Origin of the sequence: Streptomyces geranii, assembly GCF_002954775.1 — a bacterium.
In the GTDB taxonomy this organism is placed as follows: Bacteria; Actinomycetota; Actinomycetes; order Streptomycetales; family Streptomycetaceae; genus Streptomyces; species Streptomyces geranii.
The window spans coordinates 29,638-48,298 of record NZ_KZ672954.1; the positions used below are offsets into that span (position 1 = coordinate 29,638).

Sequence of the window (18,661 nt, forward strand, 5' to 3'; positions counted from 1 at the left end):
CACGGCGTCCGTGGACTCACGCGGAGAGGCCTACGACACCCTTCCTGGCCGAGGAGACGTTCAGGCGCTCGGTCACACGCTCTGCGCGAAGGGCGGCCTGGGTCTTGTCAGCCGTCGAAGAGTGGAACCTGCTGGAAAATGGGGTCGTCGCGCAAGCAGAGGAAACGGACGGGGGACAGGTAGCGCCCCTGGACGACTGATCGTCGACAGGGAACTCCGCGACCAGGTTGGGGCGCACGGGGTGGTAGTTCCAGTCCGCAGGACCGGAATGGCAGTAGCCTACAATTAACTGTCCATGGAAGATAATTCTTCGGAAGACGAGTGATGGCCGACGCCGACTTGAAGCTGCTGTACCGGGAGCTGGTCTCGCTGGAGATCGAGCTGTGGGACGGCATTGAGGGGCGATTGCGGGCCGAGTACGACCTGCCGCTGACCTCGTTCGAGGTGCTGCACCTGCTGCGGCAGCAGCCCGGGCGGCGGATCCAGGACATCGCTGAGAAGTTCTCGATCACGGTGGGGGGCACGAGCAAGGTGGTGGATCGCCTTGAGGCGGCGGGCCTGTGTGGGCGGCGGGCCAATCCGAACGACCGTCGTTCCTCGATCGTCGAGCTGACTCCCGAGGGGCGAAAGCTGGTGGACGGGGCACTGAAGGTCTTCGAGGAGGAGCTGGAACTGCGTATCGGGTCGGTGATTCCCGAGCAGTCCGTACGCGAGGTGACCGCGGTCCTCAGCACGCTGCGGGCGGCCGGACGCGCCCTGGAAGCGGAGCGGAAGGCCGCCGCGCAGACGCCGGTGCCGGCAATGCGGGCGCCGAAGCAGCCGGGCCGACCTGCTTCGTGAGCCGCGGCGGCCCGGCAGTGCCCGTGGGCTGCTGGACGAACACAGCCCCGGACCATCAGCCCACGATTCAGTCGGCGATACCGGCGAAGGCGATGACTTTGTCGATGTGGCCCCGGACGAGAAGGTTGCCGGGGCCGCCGTTGCGCGCGGCGTACTCCTCGGTGCGGTCCTCGCCCATGTATCGGGCGCCCAGGAGGCCACCCCAGTGCAGCATGCCCTCCGGATCCTCGGAGATCGTCGCGCGGCCCTGGAGGAGGACGAACGTGTACGGGGGCCGGTCCTCGTCGACGCAGAGGGCGAACCGTCCGTCGCGGGCGAGGTTGCTGCCCTTGACCCCGTTCTCTTCGGTGGTGAGCACGATGTCGTCGCCGTCGAGGAGGAACCAGACCGGTGTCACGTGGGGGCTGCCGTCGGCGCGGACGGTGGACAGTTTGCCGGTGCGGGTGCCGTGCGTGACGAACGCCCGCCACTGCTCGTAGGTCATCTTCCGCATGCGGTTGCCTTTCATGTGCGTACGGATCGGCTCGTGGGTGTCCGGGGCCGAGTCGGCCCCGGACACCACGGGCTCTAGCCCCAGAAGATGTCCTCGGCGGCCGGGTCGGCGGAGAAGAGCCACATCTCGGTGATCTTGCCGTTCTCGATGCGCAGGAGGTCGACGCCGTCCATACTCATCGACGTGTCGCCGCGGCGGCCGGTGAAGTGGATGGTGGCGGCGACCAGGTCACCGTTGCCCATGAGGGTGTGGATCTTGCCGATGGCGAAGGTGCCCTGGCTGCTCTCCATCATGCTCGCGAGCATCTGGAAGACGGCGCCCTGGCCCTTGTGTTCGCCGGAGAACTGGTTGGCGCCGGGCTGGTGCCAGACGATGTCGGCGTCGAGGAGTTCACCTAGCGAGGCCATGTCTCCGGTCTGGACGGCCTGGAAGTAGGTGCGGGCGATGTCGATGTTCGAGCTGGTCATGTCGTTTGCTCCTTGGGTTCTTGCACGGGGGTGGTGACTATCGGGCGAAGTCGAGGCGATCGGCGAGGCCGGCTTCGGTGAACGCGGCCTCGTTGAAGTGGGTGAGGACGCGAGCCCTGCGGGGCGCTCAGGCAGGGAAAGGGGCGGAAGGAGAAGGTCCGTCGGCCGTGCTGGAGAACGGCCGTCCGGCGGTGTCGTACGACCGCCTGCGCGGCCGGTCAGGGGGCGGGTGCGGAGAAGACGCCGAAGTGGTTGCCAGCCGTGTCCCGCAGCCGGGCGAAGGTGAAGCCCGCGGAGTCGGAGACCGGCTGCATGAGCACCTCGGCGCCCAGTTCGCGGGCACGCTCGACGGTCGTGGTGACGTCCTGGACGAGGACGTAGAAGATCGCATAGTTGGGGAACCTGCCCTCCGACTCCCACACGCCGCCCGCCGGCTGCTGGGCACCGGGCGGCATCACCGAGTGGTAGGTGACGCCCGGGGTGTTGGTGTTGGGGACGTGGTTCCAGTCGAAGAGTTCGCCGTAGAACTTCTTGACCTTCTCCGGCTGGTCGGTGCCGAACTCGAACCAGGCGACCGAGTTGAAAGCGGGAACGGTCATGACACTCACTCCTTGACAGTCCCATATAGGGACAATCGCAACTCTCCAGGGTGCGCCTGATCCGGAGGGCAGCGACCGCGCCTCACTGGAACGGCCCACAGGGCCTGCCTGCTGGAGCAGGCAGCCAAGGCCTCGGATCGGCCACCCGCCCAGCAAACCATTTAGATTCCACGGAATCAACTTCCAGAGATTATTGTTCCCTGTGATGCAGGTTTGGCGCCCAGTCGCCTCGCCCCGCGCACATCACAGGAACGAGGCCGCCCCCGGCGCGGGCGGCCGACAGCGGAGAGGAAGCCCGTCATGGAACCGGTCGAGATCGAGGCGAAGACCCTGATCCAGAAGTCGAAGACCCCGTCAAACGACTATGTGATCAACCCCTACACCGGCTGCGTTCTGGGCTGCGCGTACTGCTTCGCCTCCTTCGCGGGACGGCAGTTCGGCCGGTCGGCGAAGGAGTGGGGCGACTACTTGTACGTGAAGAAGAACGCCGTCGACCTGGCCCACAAAGAGCTGGCCCGGATGCCCGAGCACAAGCGCCACGGCACGATGCTGCTCAGCTCGGTCACCGACCCCTACCAGGGCCACGAGACGAAGTACCGGCTCACCCGCGGCATCCTGTGCGAGCTGAAGGCCGTCGAGTACCCGGGCCTGGTCCGCATCCTGACCAAGTCGCCGGTCGTCACCCGCGACATCGACCTGCTCACCAGCCTGCCCCGGGCCGAGGTCGGCATGACCGTGACCACCGCGGACGACAAGGTCAGCCGCTGGCTGGAGGTCCGCGCCCCACTCGCCTCCCGCCGCCTGCGCACCCTCACGGAACTACGCGAGGCGGGCATCCCCACCTTCGCCTTCGTCGGCCCGCTCCTGCCCCACTTCGCCGCCCAGCCCGAACTGCTGGACCACCTCTTCGGGCAGCTCGTCGAGGCCGGCATCACCGAGGTGTTCATGGAACACATCAATCTCAAGCGGTACATCCGCGAGCGTATGGACCAGGTCCTCGCCGACGAACCCGACGAGGTGCGCGAGGCGTACATACAGGCCCGCACCAGGGAACACCGCGAACAGCTCGACACGATCGTGGCCGGCCTACTGGCCAAGCACAGGCTGCGACTGCGCTTCGACGAGGTCGTCCATCACGACGACAACGACGCCCTGCGGCAGAGGCTGGCCGGCCCGGCGTGAGCACGTCGCACCGGCGCCAGCGTCAGGTGACCGCGTCCGGCTCGGGGACCGCCTGCGCCCAGGCGCCGATGGCGTTGAGGTCGTCGCGCAGCCCCTCGCCGAGGGGTGTGAGCCAGTATTCGACGCCGCCAGCCCGGTACTCAACCGGCCGCCCTGCGGATGGCCGCCCCCGCCGCGCAACCCATCAAATGGGACAGCGGCTCGGCCGGATGCACCATCGGTCTACCCGCTACCGCGCCGCCCCGGCCCCTGTACGGCCCCTGGGTCCTGGCATCGGCTCCCAGGGCAGCCACCCGGACCGCGAACAACCACCTCGATCACCTGCTCCACCGCAGTTCAGAGGGGTTCGAACTCTCCAGAGCGCCGCCGCACCCCAAACCCACGAGCAGCGGATCCAGTCCGTCCAGGCAAAGTTGACGATCCGACACCCAAAAATGAACGTTTTCGCAGGTCAGAAGCCTGCACAGGTGGGGCGGGTGGGACTCGAACCCACGGCCGACGGATTATGAGTCCTTTGAGGATCTTGGCGGCCCTTGCCGATCATTGCCGATTCACGCCGTTCTTGCAGGTCAGACGTGCTGATCCGTGTCAGCCCTGCGCCGTGCTTGTCGGTCTGTTCCTGTCCTTGTGGCCCCTCAATGACCCCTGGAGATGGATGAGTTGGGCCCGTGCCACGACAGCAGGCGCGTCCGCCCAGTTCAGCCGAGGGGATAGAACCCTCGCACAGCGGATTTCCCTTCCAACGCGCAGAGGTTCCGCCCCTCTACTCGGGGCGGAACCTCGATAGCCGTTTCCGCAGGCCAGACGTCTACACGCAGCTTAGTCGAGTTCAGACACAACGAGGTTCCCGCGGTTTCCATCTCGGCACTGGCAACCGCGGCGCCCCTGCCAACTACTCCAGATCGAGGGGCAGCCCTACGCTGCACTCTCGGCTTTGGCGTCGCTGGATGCAGTCGCCGACGTCTCCGTAACGGGAGCAAGGCTTCGCTTCTTCCCCACCCCAGCAGCCTTGGCTTGGACGTACCAGCCGGCCTTGATTGCCCTCCGGGTCTTTTCCGTCAGCCAGGAACAATCGTCGGCCTCGTGCCTGTTCGTGTGCAACAGCGCCAGAAGCTCAAGGAGCCGATCAGCCCGGTTTAGGTAGTAGTCGGCTTGCTCAGACGCCACGGCACCTGTGCGATTTGCCCAGTACAGATCAACGTCGAACTTCTCGATGTCGCAGAAGTCCTTCCCGAAGATGCCGCCAACCTCCTCCTTCGTCCATTGTGTTTCGAAGCGCGCGATGTCACTGGCGGTCTCCCCAATCTGCCGGGCCAGATCTTCCCGCGACATGTCCATGTTGAGTCCAGCGGCGATGAGTACGCCTTGCGCGCTCTCGATTTCTCGCGACATGGCTTGGAGGTATACGAGCATGCCTCGGATCCACGGCCTGGCCGTCGCTGCTGCACGGGCACGCTTCTGTGTCGTCAGTGCCTCACTGAGATATGAGCCCAGGTTGTCGAGAGACCAAGAGATCGAGGCGTCCAGGGCACGCGGCACAACTGATGTCTCGTCATCGGAACTCGTGATAGTCGAAGTCATGTCCAGCCTCCGGGATATGCGACGTCGTGGAGACCAACGAGCAGAGCCCTGTCCTGCGGCGCTTGCTCACAAGATTCATCCAGACGCGGTAAAGGGTGGCTCCTGGCTTACGTGCTGACACGCAACTGCCCTTGCACGCTTGTCGGCGGCCATTGAGAATTCCCCACGTACGGCCCCTTGTGCCGTCACTCTCCGTCGACGTCCCGCGTGCTCGGGTTGCACGGTGTGGATCAGGCCAGGGGTGCTTTCCCGGCGGGGCCGATGTCGGCGCGGACTCATCGCTGTCGGCGGCAGTCCTGGGAAGACAACCCCGTCCCTGAGCCGTTGAATGCGATGGCACGGTCGATGTGTGGCATCCGGCGCGTGGCCGTCCAAGGCTTGTCCGAGCGAGGGAAAGGGGTGATCACGCGATGAAGGCGGTGCGGTTCCACGAGTACGGCGGGATCGATGTGCTGCGGGTGGAGGAGGTGGAGCAGCCGACGCCCGGCCCCGGACAGGTGCTGGTCGAGGTCCGCGCGGCCGGGATCCAGCCCGGCGAGGTGATGATCCGCAAGGGTGCGCGGCACGGACGCTGGCCGGCCACGTTCCCCTCCGGGCAGGGCAGTGATCTGGCCGGTGTCGTGGTGGAGGTCGGCCCGCAGGTGCGCGGCTTCGCGGTGGGCGATGAGGTCTTGGGCTTCACCCATGGCAGGGCGAGCCATGCGGAGTTCGTCGTGGTCGACGACGTGGATGTGGTCTCGCGTCCACAGGGGCTGTCCTGGGACGTGGCCGGGTCGTTGTACGTGGCCGGCACGACCGCGTACGCCTGCGTGTTCGCGGTGGATCCCGGGCCGGCGGACACGGTAGTGGTGTCCGGTGCGGCGGGCGGCGTCGGGTCTCTTGCCGTGCAGCTCGCTCGGCGGCGCGGCGCCGCGGTGATCGGGCTGGCGAGCGAAGGGAACCATGCCTGGTTGAAGGAGCGCGGTGTCGTCCCGGTCGCATACGGGGAGGGCGTGGCCGAACGGATCCGGGAGGCTTCCGGCGGGAACGTCGACGCGTTCATCGATACGTTCGGCGACGGCTACGTGGACCTGGCGGTGGAGTTGGGTGTGCGGCCCGAGCGGATCAACACGATCCGCGATTGGCAGGCCGCGGCCAGGGTCGGGGCGCAAACCTACGGAGAAGGTGCGGCGGCGTGCGCGGTCGTGCTCGGCGAGCTGGCCCGGCTTGCCACGCGCGGGGAGCTGGAGGTGCTGATCGCCCGCACCTACCCGCTGGAGCGGGTGCGTGACGCGTTCCACGAGCTGGAACGGGGGCACACCCACGGCAAGATCGTGCTCCGTCCATAGCCCCGGCCGGCCGAGGCGACCGTCGAGCTGGCACCCCGGAACATCAACGCGGTGTCACCGTTGGCGGCCAGATGCCCCCCGTCAAGTGGCCGCCAGCGGGGAAACACAACTGGCCACTGACACACGCTGAAGAGAATGACGCGGGTGCTGCTCCCCAGAGGGGCGGTCCATGAGCCCATCGCCCTACTCGTGAAGCCGCCACCGTTCTCCTGCTCCTCCATCGGTTCCAAGCCCAGGTGGGAGCGCGGCGCGGGCCGCGCTCCCAGGTCGAGCCGTACGTGGTCAGGTGGAGCTAGCCTTCGGGCGGCGCTTGGGGGTGCGGCTGCGGGGACGCGGTTTCGTGGTGGAGCTGGTCTCGGATGCGGGTTGGGCATCCGCTTCGCCGCTGATCTCGCCGGAGGGCTTCGACTCCGAGGCGGCGTCGGGATCGGCGCTTGAGGGCTGCGCGACTTCCGGTTGAGGTTCGGGCTCTTCGACGGGTGCCGGGGCTCCCTCCTGGGCCTCGTCAGCAGCGGCGCTTTCGGGCTGCTGGTCACCTTCAGGCGCCGAGGTTGGATCGGACTCGATCTCCGGGTCACTGTCGCCGACGGGGCCAGGTTCGGTGTCGGTCGCGGGCTCGGGGTCTTCAACGACGTTGGACGGCGTCGCGTGGGCTTCGGGGCCACAGTCGCGAAGCGAGGTGCCCGTGGCCAGCGGGGCCTCATCCATCACTTGCGTGAGTGCACTGTCGAACAGATCTATCCATGGCCGGTGGCCGACGTAGCGGGGTTTGTAGTCGAAGGCGGGGAGGAGGTCGTCTTCGAGGGTGCGCAGGATGATGAGTTCCGGATCTTCGTCGGCTTCGGTGACGAGGGTGGTCGCCTTGTTGTAGCGGTGACCTTCAGGGAGGCGTGCAGCGACTTGCGCTTCATAGAGGGCGTGGTCGGCAAGGGCGGCGCTGTCGAGGAGCGGGGGTGCGGCGCTGCCGGTGATCCAGAGTTGGACGGTGGTTCCGCCGAAGATGGGGCGGAAGCTGATGCCTCGTCCGTCGCTGTAGATGAGGTGGGCTGCGCCGTCGGCGGGTGCTTCGGCGTCGATCGCCCAGTCTCCGCCGAGGCTTTGGGCGAGGTGGGCCGCAGCTTCTCGAACTGCGGCATCGGTGATGAGCATGTGTGGTTCTCCAAGAGGTCTGCGGGTGAACCGGCAGGTCCGCCCCCTACAGGGACGGGCCGAGTACGGCTATGCGGGGCGCACTTCGTCGCCGTCGTCGAGGAGCATCGAAAGGCTGGAGCCGCCGTCCCAACTGACGGAGAGGATGGAGAGGCTGGCATCGAACCGGTGGACGGTGCCTTCGTCGCCGGGTTTGAGTTCGGTGTGCGAGTCGGTGGTGTGCACGAGGGCGATGCGGTCGCCCTTCTTGTAGGTCATCTGCGCTCCAGTTGTGATGTGTTTTGGAAGTCGTGGTGGGCCGCCACCACGACCCCGCCGATTGACGAGGCCGTGGTGGCCGACTGCTAGGCGTCGTGGTCGCATACCTCGGTGGGGCAGGCTCCGCAGTCGAAGCAGTGGTCGCATGCACAGGCCTCGCAGCCCGGCTCCTGGCACCGGACGTCGTGGCTGCGGCAGTACGGGAATGTGAACGGCGGCTCTTCCATGACTCCCCTCCCCTTATGGTTCTATTCTATATGCATTTAGGGGGGAGTTCAAGATCGGATAAGGCAATTTCCGCAGGTCAGGCCGCTACATTGCGCACCAGGGCTTGGACCTTCCGGATGGCCGCGAGGAAGACAGCCTGCGAGTGCAGTCGATCGCGCCGTTCCAGGGACTCCAGTGCCTCCCTGGCGGCCCTGGCGGGCACGTTGCCTTCGTGCAGGATGTCGCCGCACCCGATGAGTACGTGCGGGCCGAGGTCCCAGAGGATCGCGTTGACGGCCGCGCCCGCCGCCGCAAGGGGGTCGATGTCCGTCAGCGACCACCCGAACTGGTGCGGGTCGATGCCGCGTTCGCGCATGACCTGTACGGCTGCGCGGTACATGCCACCGGTCCCGCCCGCAGGCTCGTCGAACTTCATGCCCTGCTCAAGCGGCATGTCGTCGAGCAGCATCCTGTCCATCAGGTAGGCGACGTCCGGCGGCGTGTGTATCTCCGCGAGTGCGTCGTGAGCGCCTTTGGATCGCATGACGGCAAGCAGGGTTCCGATCACGTCGGTGGTGGAGCGGAGATCGGGGTCATCGCTTGTGGTCAGGTGCAGGAGCCCGTTGGTGAGCGCGGCCTCGACGACGGCTCGTACGGCAGCGGCTCGCCGAGCGTCGGGCTTCTCGTCGTCGACCCACTTGTGCAAGGGCGTGGCCCGGTCGATGAGGTCGGGTCGCATGATCCACATGCGAGCCCAGCACTCGCGGAAGGCGGCCAGCAGCTCGGTGTCGTCGAGACTGAGCCACCAGTCGGCGGCGAGGTACGCGTCCGGGCCGCGCAGGGGCCATAGGGCGAGCGCGGCGACCGCACCAATGGGGATTTCGATGCTGTTCCCCCCGTGCGCCTGGTGCCAGGCGTAGCTGACGGCTTCCGCCAGCTCGAAGGCGTGGGCGTGCGGGTTCCTCTGTGACGGGCGGTAGTGGCCCAGCGTGCGCTTGACGGCAGCGAGCGCGGGGCGGGGCTGGGTGGCGATTGTGACGGGTTGGGGCGCTGGCGGCAGATCGGTGAGGAATCTGCGGGGCGGTGCCGCGGGGGCGGCTGGGGCGCGCTGCTCCTCAGGCTCGCTGGCGTCGGCGAACAGGTCGAGTTGGCTCATGCGGTCTCCTGGATTCGATTCGATCGAGGCGTCCCGTGGCGGCCTGCGGGCCGCCACGGGGTGAAGGTCAGCGCGCTGCGCGCTACATGCGCCGGAGCGTGGCGGCGGGGTCTTCGGTGTGACCCGTCGCCGAGTGCGCGGCGTGCCGCAACAGCTCGGTCAGTTCCTCGGTGGTGACCTGGGCGAGCAGGTCCGTGAGGCTGAGGTGACGTTGATCAGCGCGGCGGTAGGGGTATCCGAGAGCCAGGGTGAGCACGATGCCGGAGACGAACTGGTCCGTGCATTCACCGCAGAGGCCGAGCTGACGGCCGATGCTGTGGACAGCACCGGCGTCGGCGAGGAGAGCCGACTTCGGTATGGCCTCGTGGGCAAGCCTGGCTGATTCCTGCTCCCGCTGTACGAACGCCTCCCAGTTCAGGCGGGCGTCGGCTTCTCGGCCCTCAGCCTTGAGAGCGGCACTCGCGAGGGTGGCCTCGAAGCGGGTGGTCGAGAGGGACCGCAGGACGTACTGATCGGGCGTGAGTCCGATGTGGGCCACGGCAGGGTTGCGGGATTCACCGCTGAAGAGGTGAAGGGTGACCAGTAGCGCGGCCTCGACCGTGGTGGGACGGAGGCTCAAGCGACTCACGACGCTCGCGCACAGGTCCTTCAACATGTCGGGGTTCATGTCATTCTCCAATGGGGTTAGTTGGGCCGCTGGTTGGCGGCGAGGTACGCCTCTGCGGTGGCATGGCGTGCCGGGTTGGTGACGAGCTCTTCGGCCCACTTCCGGCCAGCAATCTCTGCGGCAACGTCTTGGTCGGGCGCGGCAACGACATAGGCATGACGGCCAGATGCCTCCAGTTCGGCGCACCGTTTGCCGTGGGCGGCGTCGTCACTGGGAGGAGGCTGGACACCGGTGATCGTCATCTCTACGGGGGTCGGTTCGTGGTAGATGTCCCACCACTGCGGGCCGGGTGGACTGGTCACGGCTCTCCTTCGGGGTACGGCGGGGGCCAACAGGCCTGTCATGCCTGGGGGTTCGGGGTGGGATAGCGCGCATGGACTTCCGCCATCACTCCGGCGATGTAGTTCATGAGGGTTCGGATCTGCTTCCTGTCGCCGCCCAGGAACAGGGCCAGGTCGAAGACCTCGGAGGCGGCGGTGTAGTCGAGGAGCTGCCGGTACTGCTCGACGGTGAGGGTGATCAGCTGCTCCGGGCGCAGCGCCCAGGCGGCGACGGCGGCATTTTCGGCGAGGCGCAGGGCAGCGCGCAGCGTCTCGTCGTCCGGCGAGCGGGTTATGAGGATCAGGAACATGGCGCCGAAGTGGTGTTCGGGCGTGTTGAACGTCGGTATCGAGGGGCGGGCGGACATGGGTACCTCCGGTTGGGATACGAGCCGCCCTCGAATGCTTCTTTTCTATATGCATCGAGGGGAGGGGGCGGCTATTTCTCGGACAGACAAGGGGGAAGGTCAGGCCTGAACGATGTCCACGACGAGCGCGGTGGCGTTGTCGGCGAACTCGTCCGCACCGGCGGCCATCGCGTCTTCGACGACCAAGGCTGCGGCGTCCTTCGCGTCGTCGGCGAGGTCGAGGATTCCGCCGACGTCTTGACCTCGTGCTTCGAGCGGCGCGTACGCACCGTCGGTGCACAACAGCAGTCGGCGTGTGTGACCTCTCTCGGTGGTGGCCGTGCCGATGTCGCCGTTCATCAGGCAGGAGGTGACGAAGTTCCGGTCGTACGGCCCGGCGGTGCGCCCTCGGCTGCGTAGGTCTTGGGCGTAATTGTGATCGTGGGTGAGGGGTTGGGATATGCCGATCGGGGCCAGTCGGTACGCCCGCGCGTCGCCGCACCAGGCGACGCGGATGAGGGGCGACCGATGGTCGGCCACGGCAACGACAGCGACGGCGCTCGGGTCGGTGCGGGGGTCGAAGTCCCACCGCAGTTCGTTGCGGGCCTGCACTCGCGCCGCCGCGAGGGCGCGGGCGGGGCTACCGTGCCGGGCCGCCTCCCTGGCGATGACGTGTGCGAACCTTTGGGCGAAGCGGCGGACTTGGGGCCTGTCGCCGATTCCGTCGAGGACGGCGAAGGCCCACCGGCCGGTGTTCCTGTTCCGCTTGATCGCGTAAGCGTCGCACTGATAGCTCCGGCCGCCGCAGTGCTGGACCGCGCTCACCTTGAAGCCGATGGTCGTCGTCGCCCCGGAGAGCAGACCTGCTGCACGCTGGATTGCCTCGGCGCTGAGTTCGGGCAGGGGCGTGAGGTCGCCGGCGCGGTTGGTCGCGCCGGTGATCACGACGGGGCCTCGCAGGAGGGGCGGTCGGCTTCCCCCGGTGATGCTCATCCACGCCTGCCGGGCGACGTCGTTCACCGACTCGGTGCCGTGTCCGGCATGGACGACTGCCCGGCGGCCAAGCCGGTGCGCATGAGGGGCTTGGATGTAGAAGCCGATGCCGTGAAGCTGATCGGCACGCCGCGAGTCGAGCAGTAGTTCTTCGACTTCGCCGTTCGAGGAGACCAACAGAGCGGGCGTTGTGGCGATCATCTGAGGGGTCCAATCGTGCGAGGGGGGAGACCCCGGGGGTTGACAGGAAGGGGAACTGCGATGTCACGCGGGTCGGGCAGCGGGTGAACGTAGTAGTAGCCGGGCGGATGTGCCTTCAGATCAGCGAGCTGAGCGAGGAGGGACACGTCGGCGGTGAGCCTGTCCCAGACGGGGTCCGGCTGCTTGAGCAGGTCATATCGAAGAAGGAGGCGCCCGCCGGTGCCGTGCAGGAGCCGCAGGTCGTAGCCGAGATCTCGACGGGTGGCAACGAGTGTGCCGATGCGGGGCTCGATCTTGATCGCCTCCAAGCGGATGCGTCGGAGCAGCGCGAGTGCAAGGCGGCGAGTAGCCGCGCACACTTGCTGATCTGCGGGTGGACAGGGGTCTGGAATTCTCACGTATGGCTCCTTGGCGTAGGTCCGCCCGGCGGCCGGGATGTGCTGATCACCGGCCGCCGGCGAAATCGTTGGGCTAGTTGGCTCCGCCCATGGCCCAGTGGACGCCCCGCTTCTCGTCCGCCTCCTGGCGGCGGTGCAGCGCGAGGCGAGCGTCGCGCTCCTCGGCGCTCTCCTGCCACATGCGGATGTCGGTGATGTCCACGTGTCGGTACTGATCGGCGACGATCGCGGCGGCAGCCTCCGCGCCGAGGGCTTCCTCGCCGTTGTTCAGGAAGGTTCCCGACCCTCCCGCGTGACGGCCGGGAAGCTTGGTCCAGTAGCACTGGGGGTTGCAGGCGCAGCGATAGGAGTAGCTGATCTTCCAACGGCGACTGTTCAGTCGCTCTTCGCGGTTCACAGAAGCCCTCCTCCCTCAGCCCACGGGGATGGCGGAGTTCTGCAGATCCAGGAAGATGCAGGCGGCTGCGGCCGTGGGCATGTGGGCGGCCACGATCTGACCGTCCTCATCCCAAGTGAGGAGTTGGATCACGACGTCGAGCAGTGGTTCGGGGAGCGTCTGCCGCCAGTCGTCGTAGTCGGTGCCGGGGAACCACTCCTTGCAGGTCCGCCGCAGCGCGCCCGCGATCGCCTCGGCCAGCCGGTCCGCCTGGGCGGGGCTGATCTGCTCGGCACTCAGGCGTCGGCGGATGCCCTCGGGACTGAAGGGGTCTGTCACGGTCTCTCCTGATGGTCCAAGAAGGGGGCCACATCCCCCTTCTTTCTGGTTCTATTCTATATGCATTTGGGAGGGGGGCAAGATTTTCGGCGATTTTTCTTGATCACTGAGAGACTTTATTTCCGCAGGTCAGAAGCCGTTTCCACAGGGCTGAGGTCTCGTATGTGGAGGACGAGCCGCGCTCCCTCGACCACGTGCCCCATGCGCATGTCCGGGCCTACGACGCGCGTGTGGTCGTCGTCGTCCAGGACGCCTTGATCCACAAGCCCGTCGATGCATGCCTTGAAGCTGGGGTACCAGTTGGCGGGGTCTCTCCTCTGTCCGTCCTCGGGGTGCAGGACGCCGATGATGTGGACCCGTTCCAGGTGTGGCACTGCGCGCGAGGCGGCCCAGGCAGCGCGCCGCAGCACTCTGGTGATCTCCGCGCGCTTGTGGTGGTGAAGCCGCTGGTTGGCGTTCAGGAGCGTCAGCCGGGGCGGCAGCGCGACCCTGAACTGGCGGCCTGTCATCCCTTCGAACCAGTCCGGTTCCTGCTCGGCCAGAACGCCGACCGGGGGAACTGCTGTGGGCGTTGCCGACTCTGTTGTGGCGGGGGCGTATCCGCTCCGACGCGGCACGCCGGCGTTGGTGATGGCCGACGCGTGCAAGGCGGAGATCAGCATGAGGCGGCGCCTGCAGCCAGTCGTGGCGTCGGCGACCAGGGCGCGCATGTCCCCCGGGTTGTACTGCTCGATCCGTATGCGGATGCTGTCCCGCGGGTCGCAGGCCGCGAAGATCCGTCCGGGCTTGATATGGGTCACGCGCGGCCCCGGTCGACGAGATCCGACAGGGCCTTCGCCGCCAGCGCCGCCGGCCACGCGGCGACGACCAACGCGAGGTACAAGGCGACGGCGCCCGGCCGGAGTTGGCAGACCAGTCGCAGGGTCGGGTCGTGGGCGAGCAGCCTCCGGAAGGAGTCCGCCAGGATCACGGCTCCCGCTGCCCATGCGAGGAGGACAAGCAGGGCGAGCACGCTGGTCACGACTCCACCTTTCTGGTGTCGACGTGAACCCAGACGGTGTGAAGGACGCGGGATCGGGCCAGGCGCAGGGCGAGGGAAGCGGTACGGCCGTTCGGGTGCGCGGCGAAGCCCGCGCAGATGGCGGGGGCATCGGTGCCGAGCGTGGCGTGGCAGACGATGTGCCCTTCCTGGGCGATGGCGTTGGCGACCATTTCTGCCACGCGCCCCTCTTCCAAGCGCATCAGGTTGCCCGGCCGGAAGATGCACGTGCCGCATCGCCCCGCGCAGATCCGGACGCTCCATGTCGCCGGGTCGGCAACGTCGTGGCGCAGTCCGTCGGGCGAGTAGGTGGCCGAGCTGGTCATCGATCGGCCCCCGGAGTGGCGGCGCGCACCGCCTCACCGGTCGCCGCGAGAAGCATCTCCAGGCAGTGGGAGAACAGTTCGGGGTCTGGCGCAGTGAAGGCGGCCCCGTAGAGGGCTAGCGTGGTCGCGGTGTCCCCGTTGGCGAACGCGGTGATGAAGCGTGCTGCGAAGAGGTATGGCTGCGGGACGATGTCCTCGGGACGGCTGCCGTCGGAAGTCAAAATGATCCAAAACGCCGTGTCAGCATCGAGTCCCTGCATCTTCGCCAAGGCTGCCTTCGCCATGACTGCGAGTCCCGTCGCGACGCCGTACATCAGCGAGGGCGTCCCGTTCCGCGCGAGGTCCGCCAGGATTTCCTGAGCCTGGTCGTGGCGCCCCTCCGTCCAGTGGGAGACTGCCTCGACGAGTCGCTCGGCGACCGTCGGGAGCGTCTCCGGGGCGCCCCCGTTCGTCGGCATGACCGGCACAGACCAAGTTGCGGGCTGGCCCGCGACCTCTCTCCAGCCGTTAACCGTCTCCGGGGTTCGGGCGTCGGGTCGGATCATGTAGCCGTGCTCGACCAGCCGGTGACCGGCGCTGGCCGGGCGGAAGCTACCCCAGTCGAGGAAGAGGTGCACCAAGTAGACGCCGTGGTCCTCGTCCAGAACTCGAATCCGGAAACCGTCCGGCGTGCCGGTGCATATTGCGGTCAGGTGCTTCACTGCGATTCCTCTCGGTTGGTCAGGGAGCGTCGGGGAGTTCGAGCTGCTGCGCGGCCTGTTCCTCCGCGTCCAGCGGGTTCGGTCCAGGGCGGTAGTGGGGCAGGCACCGGGGGCACTGCTGCTCCACGGCCCGGCGGTGAGCGCGCGATCCGGCAGCCGTGCCGCACGATTTGCGGATGACCGGGACTGGCAGCTCGGTGGGGTCGGCGTCCGGCAGCTCATGGATGATCTCGCCGTTGAGCCAGATCCGGCCGCCACAGATTCCGGTGAACAGGCTTTTGGCTGGGACGACTTGCCGGATGCATGCGGCCCGGAAGGGGCAGCCTCCGCAGACGTAGAGGACCGGCTCGCAGATGGCGACCAGTTCGATGCCGTTCTTCCATCTGTCGTCGGCAACGGCGAAGTCCTCGTCGCCGAAGCACGGGGCGTGAGAGGTGACGTGGGTGCCGATCAGGGTTCGTGATCCGGTCATAGGACGGGCTCCAATCGCTGGCCTATCCACCGGGCGACGTTGACCGAGACCGCGTTGCCTGCCTGCGCGGTCTGCTCGGCCTGGTTGCCGTAGACGACGTACTTCTTGGGGAACCGCTGCCCTTCGAGCTGTTCGCGGGGCTTGAGCATCCGGAAGTAGCAGTCGTTGATGTCCGGGGCGTTTTGCACCAGAGCGGCTGAGTCGCGAGTGGAGAGGGTGTGAACGGGTTCGGCAGCCGTCTTCACCGCGGCCTTGCGGTACGGCACGACGAGGGTGTTCCGCGCGCGGTCGGGCACTGTGCCGGCGTGCGTGACGAGGCCGTGGTGGTTGCCCTGGGCGGTAACGACGCTGAGCGGGTCGCTCGCGGGGCTGGCGGTGGCGTGGTTGCGGTACTCGATGATGAACGGGTCCATCGTCAGCAGGGCTTCGCTCTCGCGGGTGGTGCGAGTACGCATCGGAACGTCGAGGGGGACGGCGTCGGTGTTCCACGAGCCGCCGGTCGGCACCAGAAGCGCATCGCCCTGCTTCACCGTCCGGACGGGCATCGGCCGGTCCTCGACGGCGTACGCCCTGTCCCCACCGTCTTTGCCATGGGTGAGCGAGATCGAATAGGGACGCCAGGGGAACTTGAGGCGGCCCGCGCGGATGCGATCCATGGTCGTATCCGCGAGGGGCTTCTTGCGGTCGCCGATCCGCTTCCCGAGGTCGCTGAAGTCGATGATGTCGCTGGCCGGGCGAACATACGGCTCGACCATGGCGTGGCGGCAACGGGTGTTGGGGCAGCGGTAGATGTAATCGCGCCGGTATTTCCCGATGCGCAGGCCATCGGTCTTGGTCCACGACTGGACGGCGTGCACGTCCTCACCGCAGTCGACGCAGGGAGCGAGCGGCCTGGGCTCCAGGTCGGGCTTGCGCATGGTCTTGAGGGTGAAGACCACGTACATCCGATCACGCCACTGCGGGGCGCGTAGGTTGACCTCGTCGCCGACGTGGGCGCTACTGACGCACACGATCTGGTACTGGTATCCGAGCAGTTCCATGGCTTGGAGCCAGGTCGCGAACAGGATCCAGTCCAGGCCGAATTCGACGACGTTCTCGACGACGACGGCCTTGAACCGCTTGGCTTCAGCAGCGCGCACCACGCACCAGGCGGTTACCCGGGTCGCCTCGAAGGCGTCCTTGGTGAGGGACTCCCAGTCGTCGCGTTCCTCTTCGAGCAGGTCGAGGAGATCGAGTTGGTTGGTCTCTCGGGCCTTGCCGCCCGCGGGGCTGATCTCGGTGCAGATGACGGATGCCCATACGGCGTCGGCCTTGGGCAGCATGCGCATGGGGAAGCCGTCGCTGAGCGTCATGACGGCGTGCTCACAGTTGGGATGGTTGGCGGCGTGCGTCTCGATCGCGAGCCGCCAGTGGTTGATGCCGAGCAACAGCTCGTGCCCGGCTTCGACAAGTCCGGTGCTGCTGCCGCCGGCGCCACACAAAAGGTCAATCCAGGTGGCCATGTGGGTAGTTGTTCTCCAAGAGGTCCTTCGTGCCCGGCCCCGCGTTGCGGGGCCGGGCAACGGCCGAGATCAGTGAGTGCGGAGACCGCCGTGCGCCTGCGCACGGCGCAGGAAGTTCATCCAGAACCGCCATATCGGGTCGCCGACGGGCATCTCAGCGACGGCCACGCCCGGGTGGGCGTCATAGGTGGCGAGGGCAGCGGTGATCTCGGCGATCGTCACGAGGAAGCCCTCCGTGGAGTAGAGCTTGTATCTGGGGATTCCGGTCGGCTTCGGCTCCGAGGCGTCCTTGGCAGCCTGGTACGCAGCTCGGAACTCGGCGATGCGATTCACCGTGTTCAAGTCAGGCACGATGCCGGGCTGGAAGTTCGCGTGGGTCAGCCCGTAGGCGGACAACTCGGGGTAGGACGGGACAGGCAGCTCGACGAGCATGCCGAAGTTGTTCATCGCGTCGAGGGTGCGCGGCATCGCCGTGAAGGCGAACCGGAAGTAGTTCTCGTCTCCTACGGCAGGCTTGCCGTCAGGGGTCTGGATGTAGACGTCGTATCCCACGGGGTTGTTCTCCAAGAGGTCTCCGGCTGCCCGGCCCGGAGTCGGGCCGGGCAGCACGTTCAGCGGTGGGCGGCATGGCGGCGGTGGACTTCGCCGTGCGTCGTGCGGCGCGGGTCCCGGCTGCGGGCCTCCCAGCGGAACTCCGCGATGACGATCACGGTGAGGCCGACACCGACACCGAGCGCGAGCACGAGCAGTGCGTACAGCGCGTGCAGTTCGGTCACCGCGCCACCACCTCGTAGCGAGCCGGGCAGGGCTGAAGGAGCTGCATGCACGCGACGAAGACCCCGTGGGCGTCGTTGGTCGCGAGTCCGTTGTCCAACGCGGCCTGGGCTCGGGCTCGTTCGGCCTCGTCCTGCGGGTGGGCGATGACGCAGGCGCAGCGGCGCTTGCCGGTCTCCTCCGCCGGATTCGGCGGGACCTCTTCGACGTCCGCCATCAGGCGATCACCCGCCCGGTGGACGCGAGGTAGAGGATGCCGACCCCGTCGTTCAGCTCCCACACCGTGAGCGGCCAGTCCGTACTGCCCTGCGCGTGGACGCACGTCCAGCCCTTCGCCGCCATGGCGCGCACGAAGTTGGCGTACTCAATGAGGGCCGTGCCGGTGTCGGTGAGAGGGCCGTGGAGCAGCTTGGACACCGGCAGGCGCTGCGCTGTCACGCCCCGGAGCCGGACGGAGATCAGGTCGATGACGCGTGGCGCGAGGCGCCGCTCGGTGACGAAGGTCGTGATGGCCTGGATGAGCGGGACGGTGTTGTTGCCGTGTCCCGCCTGCTCTCCGTTCTCCGTGGAGTCGTAGAGCACCTCGTCGATGTTCGGGTTGTCGTCGTGGCGGCGCTTGACGTGGAAGCCCTCCAGTGCGGCCGGGTCCATGGGCAGGTCCTCGACCGAGGAGATCCACAGATGCGAGCCGTCGGTGAGCTCGGCGGTGATGGCGAAGGCGTTCCCGGACTCGACGTTGGTCACGAGCGGGATGCGGCGCAGCGCGGTGATGACCGGCTCGTACGCGCTCCACAGGTTCAGCCAGAGCGGGTCTTCGGTGTTGTTGTGCACGGGCATCGGGGCCAGCGGCGCCAGGTCGTTGCTCACAGTTCCTTCTCCAAGAGGTCGCGCGCAAGTCAACAGTACAGAGTTGGGATCTATCTCAGGGTAAATTGATGCCGCTCGC

27 protein-coding genes are annotated in these 18,661 nt (G+C 67.2%); 3 read left to right on the forward strand and 24 right to left on the reverse strand.

Translation table 11 applies throughout. The features are described from left to right. Positions 1-324: 324 nt before the first annotated feature. Positions 325-840: a MarR family winged helix-turn-helix transcriptional regulator gene (locus tag CW359_RS04190; protein WP_105968367.1), complete on the forward strand. Its 516-nt coding sequence runs from the start codon at positions 325-327 to the stop codon at positions 838-840. A 67-nt stretch (positions 841-907) separates the two neighbouring features. Here the strand turns inward: CW359_RS04190 and CW359_RS04195 are convergent, their stop codons facing one another. From CW359_RS04195 to CW359_RS04205, 3 genes are all read right to left on the reverse strand, one after another. Then, complete coding sequence (locus CW359_RS04195) at positions 908-1,333, reverse strand: PPOX class F420-dependent oxidoreductase (RefSeq protein WP_105968467.1); 426 nt, start codon at positions 1,331-1,333, stop codon at positions 908-910. Between the two features lie 74 nt (positions 1,334-1,407). Beyond that, positions 1,408-1,800, reverse strand: coding sequence for a nuclear transport factor 2 family protein (locus tag CW359_RS04200; protein WP_105968368.1), 393 nt, complete (start codon positions 1,798-1,800; stop codon positions 1,408-1,410). Positions 1,801-2,018: 218 nt separating this feature from the next. Continuing rightward, positions 2,019-2,399, reverse strand: a complete 381-nt coding sequence (locus CW359_RS04205) for a VOC family protein (protein ID WP_105968369.1) — start codon at positions 2,397-2,399, stop codon at positions 2,019-2,021. A gap of 300 nt (positions 2,400-2,699) precedes the next feature. Here CW359_RS04205 and CW359_RS04210 point away from each other — a divergent pair, with 300 nt between their 5' ends. Next, the gene (locus tag CW359_RS04210) at positions 2,700-3,581 is read left to right on the forward strand and encodes an SPL family radical SAM protein (RefSeq protein ID WP_105968370.1); all 882 of its coding nucleotides are present in this window, start codon (positions 2,700-2,702) and stop codon (positions 3,579-3,581) included. A gap of 915 nt (positions 3,582-4,496) precedes the next feature. On the opposite strand, the gene CW359_RS04215 is transcribed toward CW359_RS04210, so the two are convergent. Then, positions 4,497-5,162 carry a hypothetical protein gene (locus tag CW359_RS04215; protein WP_157968477.1) on the reverse strand — a complete coding sequence of 222 codons (666 nt, stop codon included), beginning with the start codon at positions 5,160-5,162 and terminating at the stop codon, positions 4,497-4,499. Between the two features lie 410 nt (positions 5,163-5,572). Between CW359_RS04215 and CW359_RS04220 the strand changes: the two genes are divergently transcribed. After that, a complete protein-coding gene (locus CW359_RS04220) occupies positions 5,573-6,490 on the forward strand; it encodes an NADP-dependent oxidoreductase (RefSeq protein WP_105968372.1) in 918 nt (305 codons plus the stop codon). 282 nt (positions 6,491-6,772) lie between these two features. On the opposite strand, the gene CW359_RS04225 is transcribed toward CW359_RS04220, so the two are convergent. The 20 genes from CW359_RS04225 to CW359_RS04310 all read right to left on the reverse strand — a co-directional run bounded on the left by CW359_RS04225 (position 6,773) and on the right by CW359_RS04310 (position 18,582). Further along, complete coding sequence (locus CW359_RS04225) at positions 6,773-7,639, reverse strand: hypothetical protein (protein WP_105968373.1); 867 nt, start codon at positions 7,637-7,639, stop codon at positions 6,773-6,775. A gap of 69 nt (positions 7,640-7,708) precedes the next feature. Beyond that, entirely contained in the window at positions 7,709-7,897 is a 189-nt protein-coding gene (locus CW359_RS04230) for a DUF4314 domain-containing protein (RefSeq protein ID WP_105968374.1), read from the reverse strand. 304 nt (positions 7,898-8,201) lie between these two features. Continuing rightward, complete coding sequence (locus CW359_RS04235) at positions 8,202-9,260, reverse strand: hypothetical protein (protein WP_105968375.1); 1,059 nt, start codon at positions 9,258-9,260, stop codon at positions 8,202-8,204. 82 nt (positions 9,261-9,342) lie between these two features. Further along, a complete protein-coding gene (locus CW359_RS04240; RefSeq protein ID WP_105968376.1) occupies positions 9,343-9,927 on the reverse strand; it encodes a hypothetical protein in 585 nt (194 codons plus the stop codon). A gap of 17 nt (positions 9,928-9,944) precedes the next feature. Continuing rightward, positions 9,945-10,229 carry a hypothetical protein gene (locus CW359_RS45120; RefSeq protein ID WP_157968478.1) on the reverse strand — a complete coding sequence of 95 codons (285 nt, stop codon included), beginning with the start codon at positions 10,227-10,229 and terminating at the stop codon, positions 9,945-9,947. Positions 10,230-10,267: 38 nt separating this feature from the next. Continuing rightward, positions 10,268-10,615 (reverse strand): hypothetical protein, encoded by a 348-nt coding sequence (locus CW359_RS04245; RefSeq protein ID WP_105968377.1) that lies wholly within the window; start codon positions 10,613-10,615, stop codon positions 10,268-10,270. 99 nt (positions 10,616-10,714) lie between these two features. Then, the gene (locus CW359_RS04250) at positions 10,715-11,788 is read right to left on the reverse strand and encodes a PP2C family protein-serine/threonine phosphatase (protein ID WP_105968378.1); all 1,074 of its coding nucleotides are present in this window, start codon (positions 11,786-11,788) and stop codon (positions 10,715-10,717) included. After that, complete coding sequence (locus CW359_RS04255; protein WP_157968479.1) at positions 11,785-12,186, reverse strand: hypothetical protein; 402 nt, start codon at positions 12,184-12,186, stop codon at positions 11,785-11,787. The genes CW359_RS04250 and CW359_RS04255 overlap by 4 nt, the downstream gene beginning before the upstream one ends. Positions 12,187-12,259: 73 nt before the next feature. Beyond that, a complete protein-coding gene (locus CW359_RS04260; RefSeq protein ID WP_105968380.1) occupies positions 12,260-12,583 on the reverse strand; it encodes a hypothetical protein in 324 nt (107 codons plus the stop codon). A 15-nt stretch (positions 12,584-12,598) separates the two neighbouring features. Continuing rightward, positions 12,599-12,901 carry a hypothetical protein gene (locus CW359_RS04265; protein WP_105968381.1) on the reverse strand — a complete coding sequence of 101 codons (303 nt, stop codon included), beginning with the start codon at positions 12,899-12,901 and terminating at the stop codon, positions 12,599-12,601. 116 nt (positions 12,902-13,017) lie between these two features. Next, positions 13,018-13,701, reverse strand: coding sequence for a hypothetical protein (locus tag CW359_RS04270; protein WP_105968382.1), 684 nt, complete (start codon positions 13,699-13,701; stop codon positions 13,018-13,020). Beyond that, entirely contained in the window at positions 13,698-13,922 is a 225-nt protein-coding gene (locus tag CW359_RS04275) for a hypothetical protein (protein WP_105968383.1), read from the reverse strand. The genes CW359_RS04270 and CW359_RS04275 overlap by 4 nt, the downstream gene beginning before the upstream one ends. Then, positions 13,919-14,266: a hypothetical protein gene (locus CW359_RS04280; protein ID WP_105968384.1), complete on the reverse strand. Its 348-nt coding sequence runs from the start codon at positions 14,264-14,266 to the stop codon at positions 13,919-13,921. Before CW359_RS04280 ends, CW359_RS04275 begins: the two co-directional genes overlap by 4 nt. Continuing rightward, positions 14,263-14,967 carry a hypothetical protein gene (locus CW359_RS04285; RefSeq protein WP_105968385.1) on the reverse strand — a complete coding sequence of 235 codons (705 nt, stop codon included), beginning with the start codon at positions 14,965-14,967 and terminating at the stop codon, positions 14,263-14,265. The genes CW359_RS04280 and CW359_RS04285 overlap by 4 nt, the downstream gene beginning before the upstream one ends. A 19-nt stretch (positions 14,968-14,986) precedes the next feature. Further along, positions 14,987-15,439 carry a hypothetical protein gene (locus CW359_RS04290; RefSeq protein WP_105968386.1) on the reverse strand — a complete coding sequence of 151 codons (453 nt, stop codon included), beginning with the start codon at positions 15,437-15,439 and terminating at the stop codon, positions 14,987-14,989. Beyond that, positions 15,436-16,941, reverse strand: a complete 1,506-nt coding sequence (locus tag CW359_RS04295) for a DNA cytosine methyltransferase (RefSeq protein ID WP_105968387.1) — start codon at positions 16,939-16,941, stop codon at positions 15,436-15,438. Before CW359_RS04295 ends, CW359_RS04290 begins: the two co-directional genes overlap by 4 nt. A gap of 69 nt (positions 16,942-17,010) precedes the next feature. Then, the gene (locus CW359_RS04300; protein WP_105968388.1) at positions 17,011-17,508 is read right to left on the reverse strand and encodes a hypothetical protein; all 498 of its coding nucleotides are present in this window, start codon (positions 17,506-17,508) and stop codon (positions 17,011-17,013) included. Positions 17,509-17,552: 44 nt separating this feature from the next. Next, positions 17,553-17,717, reverse strand: coding sequence for a hypothetical protein (locus CW359_RS45125; protein WP_157968480.1), 165 nt, complete (start codon positions 17,715-17,717; stop codon positions 17,553-17,555). Then, entirely contained in the window at positions 17,714-17,932 is a 219-nt protein-coding gene (locus tag CW359_RS04305) for a hypothetical protein (RefSeq protein WP_105968389.1), read from the reverse strand. The genes CW359_RS45125 and CW359_RS04305 overlap by 4 nt, the downstream gene beginning before the upstream one ends. After that, positions 17,932-18,582 (reverse strand): hypothetical protein, encoded by a 651-nt coding sequence (locus CW359_RS04310; RefSeq protein WP_105968390.1) that lies wholly within the window; start codon positions 18,580-18,582, stop codon positions 17,932-17,934. The genes CW359_RS04305 and CW359_RS04310 overlap by 1 nt, the downstream gene beginning before the upstream one ends. Positions 18,583-18,661: the final 79 nt, after the last annotated feature.

What these genes read in the sequence shown, in the direction of transcription:
- CW359_RS04205 (WP_105968369.1), bottom strand. Translation starts at nt 2,399, where the DNA reads ATGACCGTTCCCGCTTTCAACTCGGTCGCCTGGTTCGAGTTCGGCACC.
- CW359_RS04245 (WP_105968377.1), bottom strand. Translation starts at nt 10,615, where the DNA reads ATGTCCGCCCGCCCCTCGATACCGACGTTCAACACGCCCGAACACCAC.
- CW359_RS04235 (WP_105968375.1), bottom strand. Translation starts at nt 9,260, where the DNA reads ATGAGCCAACTCGACCTGTTCGCCGACGCCAGCGAGCCTGAGGAGCAG.
- CW359_RS04210 (WP_105968370.1), top strand. Translation starts at nt 2,700, where the DNA reads ATGGAACCGGTCGAGATCGAGGCGAAGACCCTGATCCAGAAGTCGAAG.
- CW359_RS04290 (WP_105968386.1), bottom strand. Translation starts at nt 15,439, where the DNA reads ATGACCGGATCACGAACCCTGATCGGCACCCACGTCACCTCTCACGCC.
- CW359_RS04305 (WP_105968389.1), bottom strand. Translation starts at nt 17,932, where the DNA reads ATGGCGGACGTCGAAGAGGTCCCGCCGAATCCGGCGGAGGAGACCGGC.
- CW359_RS04250 (WP_105968378.1), bottom strand. Translation starts at nt 11,788, where the DNA reads ATGATCGCCACAACGCCCGCTCTGTTGGTCTCCTCGAACGGCGAAGTC.
- CW359_RS04200 (WP_105968368.1), bottom strand. Translation starts at nt 1,800, where the DNA reads ATGACCAGCTCGAACATCGACATCGCCCGCACCTACTTCCAGGCCGTC.
- CW359_RS04215 (WP_157968477.1), bottom strand. Translation starts at nt 5,162, where the DNA reads ATGACTTCGACTATCACGAGTTCCGATGACGAGACATCAGTTGTGCCG.
- CW359_RS04195 (WP_105968467.1), bottom strand. Translation starts at nt 1,333, where the DNA reads ATGCGGAAGATGACCTACGAGCAGTGGCGGGCGTTCGTCACGCACGGC.
- CW359_RS04190 (WP_105968367.1), top strand. Translation starts at nt 325, where the DNA reads ATGGCCGACGCCGACTTGAAGCTGCTGTACCGGGAGCTGGTCTCGCTG.
- CW359_RS04230 (WP_105968374.1), bottom strand. Translation starts at nt 7,897, where the DNA reads ATGACCTACAAGAAGGGCGACCGCATCGCCCTCGTGCACACCACCGAC.
- CW359_RS04225 (WP_105968373.1), bottom strand. Translation starts at nt 7,639, where the DNA reads ATGCTCATCACCGATGCCGCAGTTCGAGAAGCTGCGGCCCACCTCGCC.
- CW359_RS04295 (WP_105968387.1), bottom strand. Translation starts at nt 16,941, where the DNA reads ATGGCCACCTGGATTGACCTTTTGTGTGGCGCCGGCGGCAGCAGCACC.
- CW359_RS04220 (WP_105968372.1), top strand. Translation starts at nt 5,573, where the DNA reads ATGAAGGCGGTGCGGTTCCACGAGTACGGCGGGATCGATGTGCTGCGG.
- CW359_RS04240 (WP_105968376.1), bottom strand. Translation starts at nt 9,927, where the DNA reads ATGAACCCCGACATGTTGAAGGACCTGTGCGCGAGCGTCGTGAGTCGC.
- CW359_RS04280 (WP_105968384.1), bottom strand. Translation starts at nt 14,266, where the DNA reads ATGACCAGCTCGGCCACCTACTCGCCCGACGGACTGCGCCACGACGTT.